Source organism: Bacillus mycoides (genome assembly GCF_001757995.1).
In the GTDB taxonomy this organism is placed as follows: Bacteria; Bacillota; Bacilli; order Bacillales; family Bacillaceae_G; genus Bacillus_A; species Bacillus_A mycoides_B.
Genome location: NZ_LXLV01000023.1, coordinates 211,869 through 229,408, shown reverse-complemented (window position 1 = coordinate 229,408; position 17,540 = coordinate 211,869). Strand labels below are relative to the sequence as shown.

The following is a 17,540-nucleotide window of genomic DNA, read 5'->3' as shown; positions in this document are numbered from 1 at the left end:
ACCTCCCTACTCTTGTTGATAATCCGCTAGCGGTTTTATATATGCTTTCATTTTTTCAAATTTTGATTGCTTCGGTACTGCATATACATGAGAAGCCGTTTTAACTGCTGCCTCGTATCCTTTTATTTTGAACCATTCTTTCCGCTTAAAAATATGGACTTCAAGCCATATTTCATTTGTAGTTGCATCTATAAATTTTTGAACATCCGGTGCTTCTTGCTGAACTGGGACAGTTATTTTTCCAATTAGCGCTTGAGGGATTTTGACAAAATAACCTTTCTCTATATTGATATATCTTTCTTCTATCGGTTTAATCCCCTCTTCACTCCACTGTATATAACGTTCAAACATCGTGCTCTCTCCGTACGATACCTCTTCCCAGCCTTTCGGACGCACAGTACGAACAAATTCAATAATGCCGTCTTCATTAACGTCTTTACTTTCCACAACATAATCATTGAATAAATCTTCTTTCCCGTCTATAAGTAATCCCTCATAATGATCCTTATCGAATTTTGCTACATATGTTATACCTGAATGAGCCCCAACTCCTGAATCAATTACAACTGCCTTTGACATGTTAGAAATACGCCCCATTTGTATTCGTTGAATACTATTTATATATGGATCAAATGTAACTTCAGACATAGTCTTAAACTGTTCAATGAACTCAACTTTCAATTGCTCATCTTTTTTATAAGTAACAAGGCTTATATCATTAAGGCCATTTTCATTTAAATCCTCTATAAATAACTTCGTATATTGCCGATTATAAATCTCCTTCATATCATCATTTTCTTCCGAAAAAACATACATTACATGTTCTAAAGATTCACGACTTACAGAGATTCCAATTAATAACTCTCGCTTCCCGTTCCCTGTAAAATCACCGACTTTAACGATATCTATATTCTCACCATCAAATGTATGAGTGGACTTTAGTTTCCAGCCATTGCTGCTTTCCGCATAAATAGCTAAATATATACTCCGATCTTCATTCGGTACTTTATAAAATACGATCGCTTCTTTCTTATTATCTTGTTTAAAATCCATTGACCAAATCATCTGTTTATCTTTATTAGACATTGGAGTAAGCAACCGATAATTAACAGGCAAATCTTTATCTATTTGCTCTTTTAATTCATTAATCCATTTTTCATTTGCAGGAGCTCCCATTAAACTTGTTGGAGCTTCAGACATTTTACATCCAGTCAATATAAAAATGATTCCCAAAATGCTTATCCATTTCTGCATATGATATCTTTCCTTACTACAAATTTTAAGTATTTCTCTATACTTTTTGCTTCTCCAATATTCTCATACATATGAGTATAATTTTTCTAATATAAAAAATCGTTACAGAAAAGTTACAAATATATTCCTATAAAAAAAGATTGGCGAAGGCCAATCTTTTTTACTATTCTTTTCGAGCTGGTTTTGGTGTTATACCTAAATGGTCATTTAATTTTTGGGAAATATCTTTTACATTCTTTTCATTTGGAATGTAATAATAAATACCACCAATACGTTTATCCGTTCCTTCTATTTGCATCTTTTCCATTTGCAGATCAGAGCCTGCCATATTTTTCGTAATAGCAAGCATATCATCAAACGTTAAGTTTGTTTTCATATTTTTATCAACTGCATCAAGTAAAGAGCCCATTTTACTAATAGATTGAGCAGACATTGCTTTTTTCGCAATTGCTTCAATTACAAGTTGTTGTCTTTGACCACGCATTGCATCACTGTCAATTTTACGCGTTCTCGCAAGTGCAAGTGCTTGTTCTCCATTTAAATGTTGGTAACCTTTTTCTAAATGGATCATACCTGCTTGGTCTTTACTATCTTGTTCAGTGAAAGCAACCGGTACATCAATATCAATACCACCAATTGAATCTACAATTTGTACAAATGACTCAAAGTTAAACTTCACATAATAATCAACTGGAACATTTAAAAATCTTTCCACTGTATCTCTTGTACTTTCAACACCACCAAATACGTGTGCGTGTGTAATTTTATCTAATTTCTTTCTAGATGGAATATAAACGCGTGAATCACGAGGAATACTTACTAATTTCACGGATTTATCATCTTTATTAATTGTCGCTAATAAAAGTGCATCTGTTCGAACCGCTTCGCCATATTGGGTTTTTCTCATTTCACTTCCGTCGACACCCATGATTAAAATCGAAATATTATCCTTTAAAGGTTCCACTTCTTTGTCCCGTTTTGATGACTTATCAATTTTTGCATATGCATCACTTACAACAGCTTTTGCTTTGTTATATATAAACGATCCATATCCTACTCCTCCAAAAACAAGTAGGAAAAATGGAATTATAATGAACCATTTTATTGATTTTCTTTTAGAACGTTTTTTACTGCTTCTCGTATTTTGTTCTAATTCAGAGCTCATGTTCATTCTCCTCTCTTTCTCTTTTCCTAGTATAATGTATGTCTAGTAATCTTCATATTGAATTTCCTTTCAATCACCTTACATTTTTGTAAGGTTACATCATAAATCCAATATGTATTCCATTTCACATTATACTCTCGTGCTTATTTTTGGCAAGTCACTACTTATCAACTTCAAAAATTTAACACTTCAAAACATTCGAATTTACAGATTTATCATTCTGTTATTTGTGGGTAGTATTTCACCTCACAATTTAGCAGGAATAAAAGAGTCAAGTTTGTGCCGTGAAATCTTGATTGGTGATGACTAATAATCAGTGAGGGATAAATCCCCCACTGATTAAAGTTTCACTTTATTATTTCTCATTTGGTGTGTATATCATTTGCTTCCCATTATTATTAATTAAAGCTGATTTTGCTTGTATTTTCGTTTTTTCTATTTCCACATCTTCATTTGAGAAATTCACAATAATTTTAATATCTTTTCCATATGAAGCAGATTGTACTAACTTATCTTCTGACAGATATGCAAAGTCCGTCATTTCTTCTTTTACTGCCTTTTTATGAACTTCATTCCAAACTTTCAAATGCTCTGTAATTTCTTTTTTATGCTTATTCCACTCTACTTCATCTAAATGGTACAATGGAGGAACATTATACAATAATTCATATAACATACGATTTCCTACCTCATCTTTTACTTTCAAACTTCCCCATTCCCAGTGATGTGTTGTAATAACTGCATCATTGTATACTAATTTATATAACGGTACCGAATATACTGGATTTAAATATACTTGTTTATATTCTTCTTTCAAGGGTACTTGTTTTGCATATTTTTCGGGAACATTTTGATTTGGTGACCAGTACCCACCAACATAATACGGACTTGTTTTATTTTTCCTCATATCTTCATCGTCCCACTTAATTACAGGCGTTTCAATTCCGTGAGCAAATGCAATTGTACTACTTGCAAAATCATTTCCACCTTCAGAACCTACTACCATCCCTTTTTCTTGCGCGATATAATCCATTCGTTTTAATCGTGCTTTTAAATCTTGTTCTTGTGTCGTTAAATGTTTTGTTGAATAATCATCATAAATTTCACCCGTCGCGTCACAATCAATAAACCATGAATTATATTTAGGGCCATTTTGTAATATATCGTTCATTCGTTCTTTTACACTAGGCAGTGATAATGTTGGATTTAGTTTTCGCCCTCTACCTAAAAACCCTTGCACCTTTTCTCCATTTTTCTTCGTTACAGTACCCTCTTCATATAACGATGGATCATTAAAGGAAGCTGTGTTCCAATTTTTATCACCTTTTTCGTGAATGGAATGATAAGAATCATACGGACCAACTAAATATCCCATTTTCTTAGCTTCTGTAACAAAATTAGGCTGCATATATCCTTGTTCCCAGTTCGGGAGACCAATCCACGCATTGTCTATTCCTGCTTCTTTCATTTCCTTTAAAATATCTGTTCCATCTGCGTTACCCCATTTACTTACTTCTTCAACCGCATCACCGAGTACTGACTTTAACAAATGCTTATTTAAGCTATACAACTCCGTCTTAGATAAGTGATCTATCCCCTTCTTTAATAGTGCACTAGCTTCCTGATTAACTTTCAGAAAAATATCCTCTTTATATAATTCTTTCATAGATAATACTTCATTTATATAACGTAAAATGACATTTTTTTGATACTTATCAATGAAATCTTGTTTACTTACTTGCTCAAATACATTCAGTTCTCCAGGCTCTGAACTATTCTGTTGAATAAGCTCTTTTATATGGCTAAACACCGGACTATTTATTTGCTCTCTTAACTTCGGCCAATTTACGTTACTTTCTGATAAACCATTTTGATTCCAAAAATAAAAATGAGCCGCTCCGTATAGCTTTTCTATCTCTTTATTTTTTCTAGCCTTTTCTTGTAATGTTTTAAATTCACCTTTTCGAGCAATATTATCCTTATACAGTTTAGCAATACTGACTGCATCATTATTAGTCACATATAATTGAAAGCCATATGTTTTATTTTTATTTACACTCGGGAATTCATGTATAAAATCAAACCCTATTTTCGGATCCGAATGAAATTTCAATTCATTATTAAACATATTATTCGCAATATATACAAGCGAATATTTCGCCCCATTTAATGCGAAAAACTTCATGGAAAATGATTCAGCAAATGAATATGCATCATCCTTCAAAAACTTCTTCCAATTCTCATCATTACTTGGGATTTGCTTACCTTCCCATAACGGAAGTATATAATTTTCAGCTTGTACTTTCGGCCATGTAAAGCTTTCTGCACCAGTCGATTCTACTTCAATATTTAAGTGGTCTTTTTTCTTTTCTAAGTTTATTTTTACTTTTTCATCTGGATATTCCCACGATGTGCGATCCTTGTCTTTTTTTACATTTGATACTTTCATTTTCGGTAACGGTTGTGATGCCTGTTCCTTTACGCCATCATGTTCTACAGTTAACGCGAAAGTCTCTGGATTTACATCGTAAGTAAAATCTTTATACGTCGCTTTCTTTATTTTAGACTCTTGTACAGCATTATTACCTTTTACATTACACCCAACTAAAGTCGAAAATGACATAGTTGTAAGAAGACATATTGCTATCATTTTTTTCATCTTCTGCACCTCCACCACTGAATATACAGGGGCTTTGTTACAGGAATGTGGCAAAAAATAATAGGGCCTGTACCAAAAGCCGAACTTTGAAATGGAGTCATGTTCTTATTGAGTAAATTTGCAACAGTACATGAAATTATATCAAACACAATTCTACTTATATTGACGCAAATTGAAATATATCGACTTAACTACAAAATATGACAATCATATCCTACCTATTAACAAGAGAGGGCCGTCCAAAAAAACCTTTGGGACGGCCCTCTTCAAAGTATAAAAATAAGTTCATTTTCACTAATTATGAGTTCAAACAAATCAAAATTTTAACAATATCCCCTTAACTGAAAAAGTAACTGTATATAATATATCCTAAAACTAACACTAAAATTAATATCCCTGTACCTTTCCAATTCATACCACCTGCCATATCAACGGGGTTACCTGATTCCGCCCTGTTGAGTCCATCATTCAAAGAACCGGTAGGATTATTTTTTAATTCACTTTGTCTCATACGTTCTCTTTTTTCTTCTGGTGACTCTTTTGAATTCATATAATCACCTCAAAAACCGCTCTTTACTCAATTATACAAAATGAATATTCATTTTGTATTCTCTTTTTAAAACATTATTTCTCCTGAAAAATTCCAGTTGAAAATAGATTCTCCATAACTTAAAGAAAGCTAGCGATGCTAGCTTTCTTTATAATCCAATATGTTCTTCCTTATTTACAGTAATCCCTTTATGATCAATTTCAAGCTCACATACTTTCATAGCTGCAAATACTCTCGCTAATTGGTCAGCAATTTCTTGACGCTTCTCATACGGAGTTAAAATAAAAATGGATGGTCCCGCACCACTAAGCGCTGTGCCATATGCTCCGAATTCTTTTGCACATTTACGAATTGATGGTAATAACGGTACAAGTTCTAAACGATATGGCTCGTGGAAATGATCTCTTTCCATCATTTCACCTACAACTTCCCACTTCTTTTGGCATAACGCAGCTACTAATACGTTACTTATCGCACTAGCCTTAACCGCTTCGTGAAACGGAAACGTCTCTGGTAATACAGATCGACTCTCATCCGTATTTAGCTCTTCATTCGGAATAAGAGAAATTACGCCTAATTCCTTACTTTCAATCCTTACAACCGAAACATTCTTTCCATCAAGTGCTCCGATTACAGTTCCACCTAAAATAGAAGCAGCAACATTATCTGGATGTCCTTCAAAATTTGTAGCAATTTGAACCTTTTGATCAGTTGTTAAATATAAATTTCCAAGTTGATTCGCAAGCTCTATTCCTGCTACAATCGCTGATGCGCTACTTCCTAGCCCTCTTGTCAGCGGAATATTATTAGTAACTTCTATTATATGGGGTGATAAAGAAGGACATACTTTACATGCCGTGCTAACAATTAAATTTTTATCGTCTTTTGGAATTGAATCGTCAAAAGAATGTATCACTTGCCACTTATCAGCTTCTCCCTTTACACTCACTTCTAAATATAATGACAAAGCTATTCCAACAGAATCAAATCCAGGTCCAACATTCGCTGTACTAGCAGGAACACGAACTCTTAATGGTATCACGACATAATCACCCCTTTAATATGTTCTTTAATTTGTTCTATATCATTTGACACACTTGCAATATCAAATTTATTAGAAGAAATTGCGATATCAGGATCTTTCAAACCGTTTCCAGTTAAAACTGCAACCACTGTTTCACCTTTTTTGATTTTTCCAGATTGAACATGTTTAATTACACCCGCTAATGAAGCATTTGATCCTGGCTCTGCGAAAACTCCTTCAGTTTTTGCTAACAATCTATACGCATTTAAAATCTCCTCATCTGACACCATATCTATTTCACCATTAGACTGTTCGGCAGCATCTACTGCATACGACCAACTTGCCGGATTACCGATGCGAATCGCTGTTGCAATCGTTTCAGGCGCCTCAATTACATGTCCTTTTACAATTGCCGCCGCTCCTTCCGCTTCAAAGCCGTGAATTCTTGGTTTCTTATAACCTTTTTCTTTCTCATATTCACAGAACCCTTTCCAGTATGCTGTAATATTTCCAGCATTCCCAACAGGGATAGCCAGAACATCTGGTGCGTTTTGCAACTGGTCACAAATTTCAAATGCTGCTGTTTTTTGCCCTTCAATTCGATAAGGATTCACTGAGTTTACTAATGTAATCGGCTCTTCTGCAGCAATATTTCTTACAGCTCTAAGTGCATCATCAAAATTCCCTTCTATTGAAATAATCTCCGCTCCATAAGCAACTGCTTGCGCTAATTTCCCATGCGCAATTTTCCCTTCTGGTATTACGATAATACATTTCATCCCGAGGCGTGCCGCATAAGCTGCAGCTGATGCCGATGTATTACCTGTAGATGCACAAATGATTGCCTCTGCCCCTTCTTCTTTCGCCTTTGCAACTGCCATTACCATGCCACGGTCTTTAAAAGAACCTGTCGGATTCGCTCCTTCATATTTACCGTATAACTGAATCCCTAATTGTTTTGATATATTTAATAATGGAATAAGAGGTGTGTTCCCTTCCATTAAGCTAACATCAGGTGTGTTTTCATTCACTGGTAAATAAGAAGCATACTGGTTTAATAATCCTTTATACATATTGTTTTTCCTCCTCAATAATGTAGTAACTGTTTATTTCACTTGCGACAGCTTCTATCGCTCCTAAAACTCGTTCGAATTGATATTTTGAAGTGTGATGTGTCACAACAACGACTTCTGCAAGTTCACGATTCAAAGGTAATTGGATAACCTCTTTTAAACTTACAGAATAACTAACGAAACATTCTGTTATTTTTTGCAACATCCCAGGCTCATCTCGTAATGAAATACGTAAGAAATATTTCGAAACTACTTCTTCATCTCCTTGTAATTCGTACGGCTCTGGTTTTTTTAACACACTTTTATTTTTCGGAACTTGATTCATATTTTTAACGATTGAAATAATATCACTTACTACAGCAGAACCAGTCGGCAACTTCCCAGCTCCAGGTCCGTAAAACATCACTTCCCCTACTGCTTGACCGTGAACATACACCGCATTAAATTCATTATTAACATTTGATAACGGATGATGGTTTGGTAATAAAGTCGGTTCTACACTTAAATGAATGGCCGATCCTTGTTTCTCTGCTTTACCAATTAACTTCATAGTAAATCCTAACTTTTCAGCCATTTGTAAATCTTCTTTTTCGACCTTTCGAATCCCTCTTACTTGCACATCATCTAATGCAACATTCATCGAAAATCCTAAATTTGCAAGAATTGCTACCTTTCTCGCCGCATCTAGCCCATCTACATCTGCTGTCGGATCTGATTCTGCAAACCCTAATTTTTGCGCTTCCTGTAAGGCCTCTTCGTAAGACCATCCATTTTGACTCATCTTTGTTAACATATAATTTGTTGTTCCATTTACAATTCCCATTATTTTTTCAATTTGATCTGACGCTAGCCCGTCTGTTAATCCTCTTAATATCGGAATCCCACCCGCTACACTCGCTTCGTAACATAAGTCACATTCATTTTTGTTTGCTAATTGTAAAAGCTCCGCACCATATACAGCCATTAAATCTTTATTTGCTGTTACAACATGTTTTTTATTTTGTAAAGCCGTAACAATATGCTGTTTTGCTTCTTCAATTCCGCCCATTACCTCTACTACAATATCAATATTTGAATCATTTAGAACTTCATCGACATTACTTGTTACTACGATTCCATCAATGCAAACATCACGTTCCTTTTCCAAATCACGTACAACGACTGTCTTTACCTTCACTTCATATCCTGTATCAAGAGCGATTTTTTTATAATGTTCTTTCAAAATATGAACAACACCACTTCCGACAGTACCTAACCCTAATACCCCAACATTAATAACATTATTCATTTTCTAATCTCCTCCTAAATAGTTTAATTGTTACACCTCTGAATCACCTTACTCCGCTTTTTAATCATGCAGGTGGTGGTTATTTCCGTACGTACTAATCGTTTCATGTTACAGCACCTCCTTTCAAAGTAATAAAAAAACACACTCATCCCTAGGAAAGGGACGAATGTGTTTTCGTGGTTCCACCCTTGTTCCAACCTAGACTTATTTCCTTCTAGATTGCTCAAGCTCAGATAACGGCTGATACCGTCAATAATTACTAGATTTCTCGTTCACTATTGAAGTTCAAAGGTGGTAAAACCATTTCTCGTGTTAGGAAGCTCACACCCTTGGCTTCCCTCTCTGTAAACCGTAAAAATGATTTCATGTCCTTATCGTTACTTTTTCGTTCATATATATTTGTTAACTCATTATACTCGCATAAAAAACAAAATCAATATATTTTTTAATTATTTTAAATTTTCAATCTCAAAATCTATAAAAAAAACACAATCATCCCTAGGAAAGGGACGAATGTGTTTTCGTGGTTCCACCCTTGTTCCAACCTAGACTTACTTCCTTCTAGATTGCTCAAGTTCAGATAACGGCTGATACCGTCAATAATTACTAGATTTCTCGTTCACTATTGAAGTTCAAAGGTGGTAAAACCATTTCTCGTGTTAGGAAGCTCGCACCCTTGGCTTCCCTCTCTGTAAACCGTAAAAATGATTTCGTGTCCTTGTCATTACTTTTTCGTTCATGTCTATTTGTTAATTTATTATAGTTATGAAAATTTTAAAAAGCAAGCCTATTTTCACTCACTATTTTAAAGATACTTTTTTATTATATTTCACAATAACATTTTACAATGACTACTCTTATTACTTTTTTTGCAATTTACTAACTTGTAAATCAACGGTTCATATATAAATATTCCATTTTAAATCGAGAAGATCTCCACTTTCTAACACTATATCAATAAAGAATTTTTCAATACAATCTTTTCGTATAACTTTCTTCTAAAGAACGTGCAACGTCCTCTTCTGAAGCATTCACTTTCGCATGCTCTAATAACATCTTCGCTGCTGAAGGTAGCTCTTTTTTATTTAACCACGATTCTGGATCCCACATTTTTGAACGTATAAAAGCTTTTGCACAATGGATATAGCACTCCTCTATCTCAACAACAATTCCAAGTAACGGATTACGTCCATTCGCCTGCATTTCTTTCAAAATTTCTTCATCGTTTGTAATGTATGCTCGGCCGTTTATTCGGAGCGTCTCCCCAAGACCAGGAATAAAAAAGATTAACCCTACGTGCGGATTTGAAATAATATTTAAAATTGAATCTATACGACGATTGCCCGGCCTTTCTGGAATGATAATTTTATTTTTATTTAATACATATACAAATCCAGGTGCGTCTCCTCTCGGCGAAGCATCACACTCTCCTAATTTATTTGCAGTAGATAATACTAGAAAAGGAGATTTAGACAGAAAATCTACACAATGATGATCAAGTGATGAAATAACTTTTTTCAAAGCCCGTTCACTTGGTTGCCCCAATACTTGTCGTAATTCTTCCTCAGTTGAAATTATTGATTTTATTTCCTTACTCTCTATCTTCAATAATAATCACTCCTTTTTCTTTATTTTCCCAAAATTCAATACAAATATTGTATAATAAAATTTGCAGAAAGGGGAATTAAAATGACAGAGTGGTTAACGATATTTGATTCTGAAAAAAATACACTTGGAAAGAAATTACGTGATGAAGTGCATCGTGACGGTGATTGGCACGAAACATTCCATTGCTGGTTTGTAGAAAAAGCTGATGAAGATATGTTCTTATATTTCCAATTACGCTCTAAAAATAAAAAAGAAGCTCCAGGTATATGGGATATTACTTCAGCTGGACACATTATGCATGATGAAGATGTACAACTTGGCGGCCTTCGTGAAATTAAAGAAGAATTGGGGCTTTCCTTTCATACGACTGATTTAACATACAAAGGAATCTATAAAATAGATTATGAAATTTCAAATCTTACTGATCGTGAGTTTTGTCATATGTATTTTCACAATGTAATACAACCACTTCCATTTGCACCAGGTGAAGAAGTAGACGATGTGATGAAAGTACATGCAACTTCTTTTCTACAACTATTAAAAAGGGATATTTCATCTATAACGACTATTTCTGCTCTAAACAGTAAACCGATAACGATAACATTTGAAGATATTTATCCGTATGATCTTGAATACTATGAATTTGTTGTAGAACAAGGAAAAGAATTGCTAAAAAATAATAGTTTGTAAATAAAGTGAAACTTTAATCAGCCCTCACTAATCGGGGTTTACGGGCAGTTGATCTCCCACCTAACTTCTTTGCTCCAGCCGAATTTTGAGGTGGGTATCTTACTGCCCGCAAATAGCGGGATAAAATAGGACTCCTAGCTTATATTGCCCGGGAGTCCTATTTTATTTATCATTATTGTTCAAGTGTCTTCAATCTTTTCTCTACTCGCATAAATAAGCGAATGATTAACAACAGCATAACAATCATAATCGCTATCATTGTATGCGGATATCTAAACAGTATACTAATAACACTTCCAATTAACATCATGATGAATCCGTTTTGCTTCATCACTTCTGCACTATACCTATTACCCGCATCCCATAATTCCTTATTTTTCATAGATCGTTTCGTACGATAACCATATGCCGCGTTAATATCTGTCGGTGGATTTTTTTGAAGTATAAGTGCCGCAAGTATAAATATAATACCAATCAATATGCTCATTCCTATGTTTACTAGTGCATACATCAATCATATCCACCTCCTAACTTATACTTTCATTATACTCTACAACCTTACAAATCCTAATTATTAACATTTTTATTTTCTCTCTTTAGATGTCTGGAACATACTTGGAAGTGTTACAAAGCGTGCTCCTTTCGTTTTCAACTGTGGAATGATTTTGTCTAGCGCATCTACAGATCCTTGCAAATGTCCACCTGGAGTTGAATGCTGAAGTATAACACTACCTGGAAATGAATTCCCTAACACATTATTTGTAATCGTATCAGCACTTACACCTTTCCAATCAACTGTATCGACACTCCATTGTACAATCATAAATTTTTGCTCTGTTGCCCACTTCAATTGATTTTCAAGTATTTCACCGTACGGTGGGCGTATAAACTTCGGCGCATAACCAGCTAAACGAGTTAATATTTCTTCCGTTTTTATAATTTGATTATGGTACTCAGCCTCATTTACTTTCGCTAAATTCGGATGACTATACGTATGATTACCAATTACATGCCCTTCATTCGCAATACGCTTTACTACATTCGGAAACTTTTCTGCATTTTCACCAAGCAAGAAGAATGTAGCTTTCACATTATGTTGTTTTAACTTATCTAAAATTTTTGGAGTAAATACTAAATCTGGTCCATCATCAAATGTAAGAGCTACTTCTGCTTTATTGTATGATCCTGAAAATGCATACGCATATTTTTCGACCCATGAAAATGGTGTCCATGACCCTCGATCCGCTTCTTTCATTTGGGCTTCATAATTTTGAGGAACATGTAATGCGTATGGCATCGCATTTACATAGTCTCCATAATAAAATGAATGATATGGCATATAAGCATACGAAATATTGCGTTCTAGCCCCAAAGGAAATGGAACGAACATTTCTGGTGAATAAAAATAATACATGATAAAAACCTCCCTAAAATTTCATATGTGATTCATCTGCACTTTGTTAGAGAAATTCTTATTCCTGAACAAAAATAAGACTGTCCATAATTAGGACAGTCTTACTGATTTATATACTTAATAAATTACTTTACTATCTTTCGGTAATTTTCTTACATGCTTTAAATAACTCGACACTTTGTCATCGTCATCTTGCGGATATTGATATTCATAAGTGTTAGCAATTTCGTTCGCAACTTTCCTAAATAAATCACCCATTACGAAAAATGAATCCCAAATGTTTTCATATTCTGCATTTGAAAATGTCCTTTTAAACTGCTCCCACACATCTTTTTCAACATATTGTTCGAAATGCTTTCCAAACTTCCCAGCATTAACTGTAAACGCTGTTTTCATACCAATATGCCACTCTAGCATTACAACCAACATATCTCGTACAGGGCCTTCAAGCATCCCTTTCGCATAAGAAAGTTCCTCGCGCCACAATCCTTTTCCTACATTTGTACTGCACCACCAAAATTCATTACAGCAATCCAAAAACTCTTTTTCTGTAGGCTTTTTTATCATGTAATCATTATCGTTTGCTGGCGCAAACTCGCCAATACAATTATCTTTATCAAGTACCAATTTACTTAAACTATCCTGTCCAATAAATTTATTTATTAAATCCACTGGAACTAGCATTAAATCAATCCGGTTTCCATCCATAAACTGCATTAAATACGGAAATTTCCCGTCTTCATCCGCTGGAACTAACGACATTTCTTCCGGCATTTGCACAATCATTATTTCTCCAAATCTATGAATCCAACTATGATTACACGTAAAAGATTGTATATCTTTTACAACATAAATAATATCATAGTCTTGGAAACAATCTTTTTTCACATTTGGATTCACACGTGACCCATTCATAATGACTGCTCGAATTCTTTCATCCTCTTTTGCTGTATTTATAATTAAGTCTAGCATTTCTTTTTCAGTTCTCATCTATTCCTAACCTCCAATTTTTTATATAAACTTATATTATTATGTATGTTGGAGGTCCACGGGCTAACTTTGTTACACACGATACATGTTATAATTTTTGAAACATCTTTTTCATTCCAATTATCTCCTTACATCATTCTTTAACGACTGCCATTACAAATCCATCATACCCTTTACTTCCGACAGTTTGAAGCGCTGTAGCACTTACACGCGGCTCAGCAGCTATTAATTCATAGAATCGGCGTATCCCTTGTACACGAGGATCGCTACTAGTATTGTCAATAACTTCACCTTCACGTACTACGTTATCCCCAATAATTATAGTGCCAGGGCGTGATAGTTTCATTGCCCATTCAAAATAAGCCGGATTATTTTGTTTATCAGCATCTATGAAAATAAAGTGAAACTTTAATCAGTGGGGGGGTTTTGTTCATCCCCACTGATTATTAGTTGAACCAATCGGGCGTTTACGGGCAGTTGATCTCCCACCTAACTTCTTTGCTCCAGCCGACCTTTGAGGTGGGAGTCTTACTGCCCGTTAATGCGGGATAAAATCAAATGGTTCATACTTCTCGTTTTCTATTTTCTGTAAAGAATCTAACGCTAATCCTACTCGTATTTCTATTCTATCATTCAAATTGGCACATTCAATATTGCTCCGTGCAATTTCAGCATGCTTTTCACTTGCTTCTAATGTAACAATTCGCCCTCCAGATGGCAATGCTCTTGCAAGCCATATTGTACTATATCCGCCTAGAGTGCCAATTTCTAAAATGTTACGAGCTGCTACTAAAAATATAGACAAATATATATTCTTAGAGTATTCCTGCTTCTATGTATCCTGTTTCGCTAATTACTTGCTACTACAGTTTGATTTAACACTCCACAGGCGTAAATTCCGATGTAGCCCACCGTACATATATACAGTCTATTTACGTTAGTACTGTATATTCTTTTGCTTGTAACAGATTGATTGACGCGTTCAAATCTCTATCCATTACATTTCCACAGTCACATTCATATACTCGGTCGGATAGCTTTAAGTCTACTTTCTTTTGACCGCAACATGAGCACAACTTTGACGATGGATAAAACCGGTCTACTTGACGTAATTCAATTCCATATTCCTCACATTTAGTCAAAAGCCACGTTTTAAAAGCATAAAAAGACTGCTTGGCAATTGTTTTAGATAGATGTTTATTCTTCAGCATACCTTTCACATTCAAATCTTCCACTGTAATAAACATTGGCTTGGTTTTCACCACATTTGTTACAATAGACTTTACATACTCTAGTCGAATATTCGCTAATCGAGCGTGCAACTTTTGTACCCTAAGAATATTTTTATCTATATTCGCTCTTTTATTAGTAACTGATTGTTCACCTCTCTTTTTTATATTTTCAAATTTACGTGATAAAGAACGTTGCTCACGTCTTAACCGTTTTTCTATCTTTTTTACTTTCCCTGTTTTATTTATATTTTTGTGAGTTTTTCCATCGCTACGTACAGCGAAATCTTTCACCCCTAAATCAATCCCTAAACCTGTTGAATTAAGTGTTGACTTCGCTTTTGTTTCTTCCAATTCGCAAAGCACAGATACAAAGTATCTTCCTGCTCTTTTAGATATCGTTCCGCTTTTTACAACCGCATCTTTCGGGATATATCCATGCTCTTTTAATCTCATCCATCCAATCGTAGGGATTTTTACTCTATGTCTTTCCACTGTCCAATCTGTTTTATTGTTCTTAGGGAAATAACATTTTACATCTTCATTTTTCTTTTTCTTGTAGCGTGGAAACTTAGATAAACCCTTAAAAAATCGCTTAAAAGCTTTATCACCGTTCATAATCGCTTGTTTTACGGCTTTACTTGATACTTCTTTTATCCACTGGTCGCACTCTTTCGTATGAATGTTGTTTAGCCATTTAGAAAAGTCATAGCCACTAAGAAATTTCCCCTCGGATTCATATATCTCTTTGTTTTTAGATAGGTATAGATTGTAAACATACCTGCACACTCCAATCGTTTGATTAATCTTGGTTATTTGTTCATTTGTCGGCTTAATCTCTATTAGATAGGCTTTTTTCATATCTCTTCATCCTCCGACATTTTCTCTTTGTATTTCCTCAATCTATAGCATGAATGATAGATATAAAATACTGAGCAAGTTCTTCTTGTAGGGACAACTTTTCATTAGTAACAATGATAACTTCGACTCCCATCTTATGAAGGAATCTCTCAAACCAGTCGTAACCAAAACGAACAAACCTATCTTTGTGTGCGATGATGATGGTTGAAACATTTCTCTCCATGCAGTCAGCAAGCAATTTATTCCTCTTGTTTCTTTTGTAGTTTAATCCACTACCACTATCTCTGATAACTTCATCTACTATCATCCCTCATGCATTTGCGAATGTTTTCAAAAACTCAATCTGATTCTCTAATTTATCTTTTTGTCCTTGGTTTGATACTCTTGTGTAAATAACTGTTTTACCTACTTTATTTTCCATATATTCTCTATACAGTCCTTCTGTATAGTATCTTCTTCTCTTTGGGTTTCGGTAAGCAATTAAAGCACCTTGATTATCCCATCTTTTTAATGTCTTAACAGACACATTAATCATCTCTGAAAACTCTTTCGATATATATATCATTTAATATTTATATTTTAATATAGATATACATATTTGTCTGTGTTTTCACTTACTGTTGTTTCCTTCTTGAATTTGTACTAATAGTTGTAAAAACTTCCCTTGAGTTGACGATACATCATGTGCCGGCAAATTAGCTGCAGCATTTGCTAGAAGAACTTCTTCTAATGTAGAATCTTTCGGTATTAATACGGCACTCATATATTGATCCACAGCCGTCCATTTCTCAATCGTACTCATGTAAATACCATCCCCTTAAAGTTTTTAATACTTTTCTACCATTCACATTTAATTATACCGAAAATTCTGTTTCATACACAAAAATAAAGAAGGGACATCCACTCCATTACAGAATAGATGTCCCTTCTTTGTATTTTATATTTATCCCTTACGGATTAGTAGACCAAAGTCCTGCTGATTTAATAAATGTACGTTTATTTAATTTCAACTGTGCTACGATAAACTCTGCAATATCTTCTGCTTGCATAACTTTATCAGGATTTCCATCAGTTAATCCTAAATCTACTGCCATATCAGTTGCTACTGTACTTGGTGTTAAAGCAGTTACACGGATATTATGTTTACGAACTTCCATCGCTAACGATTCTGTTAATCCAAGAACTCCAAATTTAGAAGCACTATATGCACTTGTTACAGGTGCACCTTTTTGTCCTGCTGTAGATGAAATATTAATAATATCACCAGATTGTTGTTCAATCATGCTTGGTAAAGCGGCGCGAGTTGCATAGTATACACCCATTAAGTTTACTTGAATGATTTTTTCCCAATCAGCAACGTCTAATTCTAAAAACTTACCGAACTTAGAAATACCAGCGTTATTAATTAAAATATCGATAGACCCTAAACCGTTTTTTAACGTTTCAATTGCAGTCGTTACCTCTTCATACGAAGATACATCAGCAGTCGCAATAACAGCTTTTACGCCTTCTGCTTCTACTTCTTTCGCAACTGCTTTTAAATTTTCTTCTGAACGTGCTAAAAGACCTACATTTACGCCTTCTTTCGCTAATGCGATCGCTACAGCACGACCAATACCTCTACCTGCTCCTGTAATTAAAGCATTTTTACCTTGTAATAATTCTGCCAAGTATAACACTCCTTAATCTTCTCAGTTGTTTATTATATTAAAAGTGTATCTATGTTTATGTAAAA

15 protein-coding genes, 3 pseudogenes and 2 other annotated features are annotated in these 17,540 nt (G+C 34.6%); of the genes and pseudogenes, 1 reads left to right on the top strand and 17 read right to left on the bottom strand.

What is annotated here, in order from left to right; genetic code table 11:
• Positions 1 to 6 precede the first annotated feature (6 nt).
• The 8 genes from BWGOE10_RS09315 to BWGOE10_RS09280 all read right to left on the bottom strand — a co-directional run bounded on the left by BWGOE10_RS09315 (position 7) and on the right by BWGOE10_RS09280 (position 10,621).
• On the bottom strand, positions 7 to 1,254 hold the full coding sequence (locus tag BWGOE10_RS09315; RefSeq protein ID WP_070141904.1) for a hypothetical protein: 1,248 nt from the start codon (positions 1,252 to 1,254) through the stop codon (positions 7 to 9).
• A gap of 163 nt (positions 1,255 to 1,417) precedes the next feature.
• The gene (locus BWGOE10_RS09310) at positions 1,418 to 2,419 is read right to left on the bottom strand and encodes an LCP family protein (RefSeq protein WP_070141902.1); all 1,002 of its coding nucleotides are present in this window, start codon (positions 2,417 to 2,419) and stop codon (positions 1,418 to 1,420) included.
• A gap of 355 nt (positions 2,420 to 2,774) precedes the next feature.
• Positions 2,775 to 5,078: a glycoside hydrolase gene (locus BWGOE10_RS09305; RefSeq protein ID WP_070141900.1), complete on the bottom strand. Its 2,304-nt coding sequence runs from the start codon at positions 5,076 to 5,078 to the stop codon at positions 2,775 to 2,777.
• Between the two features lie 337 nt (positions 5,079 to 5,415).
• Positions 5,416 to 5,628: a DUF6366 family protein gene (locus BWGOE10_RS09300; RefSeq protein ID WP_070141898.1), complete on the bottom strand. Its 213-nt coding sequence runs from the start codon at positions 5,626 to 5,628 to the stop codon at positions 5,416 to 5,418.
• A 148-nt stretch (positions 5,629 to 5,776) separates the two neighbouring features.
• The gene (gene thrB, locus BWGOE10_RS09295) at positions 5,777 to 6,670 is read right to left on the bottom strand and encodes a homoserine kinase (protein WP_070141896.1); all 894 of its coding nucleotides are present in this window, start codon (positions 6,668 to 6,670) and stop codon (positions 5,777 to 5,779) included.
• A complete protein-coding gene (thrC, locus tag BWGOE10_RS09290) occupies positions 6,667 to 7,725 on the bottom strand; it encodes a threonine synthase (RefSeq protein WP_070141894.1) in 1,059 nt (352 codons plus the stop codon). The genes thrB and thrC overlap by 4 nt, the downstream gene beginning before the upstream one ends.
• Positions 7,718 to 9,013, bottom strand: coding sequence for a homoserine dehydrogenase (locus BWGOE10_RS09285; RefSeq protein WP_070141893.1), 1,296 nt, complete (start codon positions 9,011 to 9,013; stop codon positions 7,718 to 7,720). The genes thrC and BWGOE10_RS09285 overlap by 8 nt, the downstream gene beginning before the upstream one ends.
• A 155-nt stretch (positions 9,014 to 9,168) precedes the next feature.
• Positions 9,169 to 9,400, bottom strand: a binding site (T-box leader).
• Between the two features lie 115 nt (positions 9,401 to 9,515).
• Positions 9,516 to 9,747 (bottom strand) — a binding site (T-box leader).
• Positions 9,748 to 9,982: 235 nt separating this feature from the next.
• Entirely contained in the window at positions 9,983 to 10,621 is a 639-nt protein-coding gene (locus tag BWGOE10_RS09280; RefSeq protein ID WP_070141891.1) for a pyridoxamine 5'-phosphate oxidase family protein, read from the bottom strand.
• Between the two features lie 81 nt (positions 10,622 to 10,702).
• Here BWGOE10_RS09280 and BWGOE10_RS09275 point away from each other — a divergent pair, with 81 nt between their 5' ends.
• Positions 10,703 to 11,311 (top strand): NUDIX hydrolase, encoded by a 609-nt coding sequence (locus BWGOE10_RS09275; protein WP_070141889.1) that lies wholly within the window; start codon positions 10,703 to 10,705, stop codon positions 11,309 to 11,311.
• A 172-nt stretch (positions 11,312 to 11,483) separates the two neighbouring features.
• Here the strand turns inward: BWGOE10_RS09275 and BWGOE10_RS09270 are convergent, their stop codons facing one another.
• From BWGOE10_RS09270 to BWGOE10_RS09225, 9 genes and pseudogenes are all read right to left on the bottom strand, one after another.
• Positions 11,484 to 11,822 carry an SdpI family protein gene (locus BWGOE10_RS09270; protein ID WP_070141887.1) on the bottom strand — a complete coding sequence of 113 codons (339 nt, stop codon included), beginning with the start codon at positions 11,820 to 11,822 and terminating at the stop codon, positions 11,484 to 11,486.
• 72 nt (positions 11,823 to 11,894) lie between these two features.
• Positions 11,895 to 12,725, bottom strand: a complete 831-nt coding sequence (locus tag BWGOE10_RS09265) for a peptidoglycan-N-acetylglucosamine deacetylase (protein WP_070141885.1) — start codon at positions 12,723 to 12,725, stop codon at positions 11,895 to 11,897.
• A gap of 117 nt (positions 12,726 to 12,842) precedes the next feature.
• Positions 12,843 to 13,715 carry an aminoglycoside 6-adenylyltransferase gene (locus tag BWGOE10_RS09260; RefSeq protein WP_070141882.1) on the bottom strand — a complete coding sequence of 291 codons (873 nt, stop codon included), beginning with the start codon at positions 13,713 to 13,715 and terminating at the stop codon, positions 12,843 to 12,845.
• 133 nt (positions 13,716 to 13,848) lie between these two features.
• Positions 13,849 to 14,115 (bottom strand): annotated as a pseudogene (locus BWGOE10_RS09255) (O-methyltransferase); the annotation flags it as partial.
• Positions 14,116 to 14,253: 138 nt separating this feature from the next.
• Positions 14,254 to 14,520, bottom strand: coding sequence for an O-methyltransferase (locus BWGOE10_RS09250; protein WP_216101140.1), 267 nt, complete (start codon positions 14,518 to 14,520; stop codon positions 14,254 to 14,256).
• A 127-nt stretch (positions 14,521 to 14,647) separates the two neighbouring features.
• Positions 14,648 to 15,805 (bottom strand): RNA-guided endonuclease InsQ/TnpB family protein, encoded by a 1,158-nt coding sequence (locus tag BWGOE10_RS09245; protein ID WP_070141880.1) that lies wholly within the window; start codon positions 15,803 to 15,805, stop codon positions 14,648 to 14,650.
• Positions 15,802 to 16,370 (bottom strand): annotated as a pseudogene (locus BWGOE10_RS32425) (IS607 family transposase). The gene BWGOE10_RS09245 and the pseudogene BWGOE10_RS32425 overlap by 4 nt, the downstream one beginning before the upstream one ends.
• A gap of 54 nt (positions 16,371 to 16,424) precedes the next feature.
• A pseudogene (locus BWGOE10_RS09230) lies at positions 16,425 to 16,607 on the bottom strand (hypothetical protein); the annotation flags it as partial.
• Between the two features lie 148 nt (positions 16,608 to 16,755).
• Positions 16,756 to 17,475, bottom strand: coding sequence for a 3-ketoacyl-ACP reductase (locus BWGOE10_RS09225; protein WP_000818985.1), 720 nt, complete (start codon positions 17,473 to 17,475; stop codon positions 16,756 to 16,758).
• Positions 17,476 to 17,540: the final 65 nt, after the last annotated feature.

Coding starts and splice junctions, on each gene's coding strand:
- thrC (WP_070141894.1), bottom strand. CDS start 7,725: ATGTATAAAGGATTATTAAACCAGTATGCTTCTTATTTACCAGTGAAT.
- BWGOE10_RS09300 (WP_070141898.1), bottom strand. CDS start 5,628: ATGAATTCAAAAGAGTCACCAGAAGAAAAAAGAGAACGTATGAGACAA.
- BWGOE10_RS09275 (WP_070141889.1), top strand. CDS start 10,703: ATGACAGAGTGGTTAACGATATTTGATTCTGAAAAAAATACACTTGGA.
- BWGOE10_RS09305 (WP_070141900.1), bottom strand. CDS start 5,078: ATGAAAAAAATGATAGCAATATGTCTTCTTACAACTATGTCATTTTCG.
- BWGOE10_RS09285 (WP_070141893.1), bottom strand. CDS start 9,013: ATGAATAATGTTATTAATGTTGGGGTATTAGGGTTAGGTACTGTCGGA.
- BWGOE10_RS09260 (WP_070141882.1), bottom strand. CDS start 13,715: ATGAGAACTGAAAAAGAAATGCTAGACTTAATTATAAATACAGCAAAA.
- BWGOE10_RS09270 (WP_070141887.1), bottom strand. CDS start 11,822: ATGTATGCACTAGTAAACATAGGAATGAGCATATTGATTGGTATTATA.
- BWGOE10_RS09315 (WP_070141904.1), bottom strand. CDS start 1,254: ATGCAGAAATGGATAAGCATTTTGGGAATCATTTTTATATTGACTGGA.
- BWGOE10_RS09310 (WP_070141902.1), bottom strand. CDS start 2,419: ATGAGCTCTGAATTAGAACAAAATACGAGAAGCAGTAAAAAACGTTCT.
- BWGOE10_RS09265 (WP_070141885.1), bottom strand. CDS start 12,725: ATGTATTATTTTTATTCACCAGAAATGTTCGTTCCATTTCCTTTGGGG.
- BWGOE10_RS09245 (WP_070141880.1), bottom strand. CDS start 15,805: ATGAAAAAAGCCTATCTAATAGAGATTAAGCCGACAAATGAACAAATA.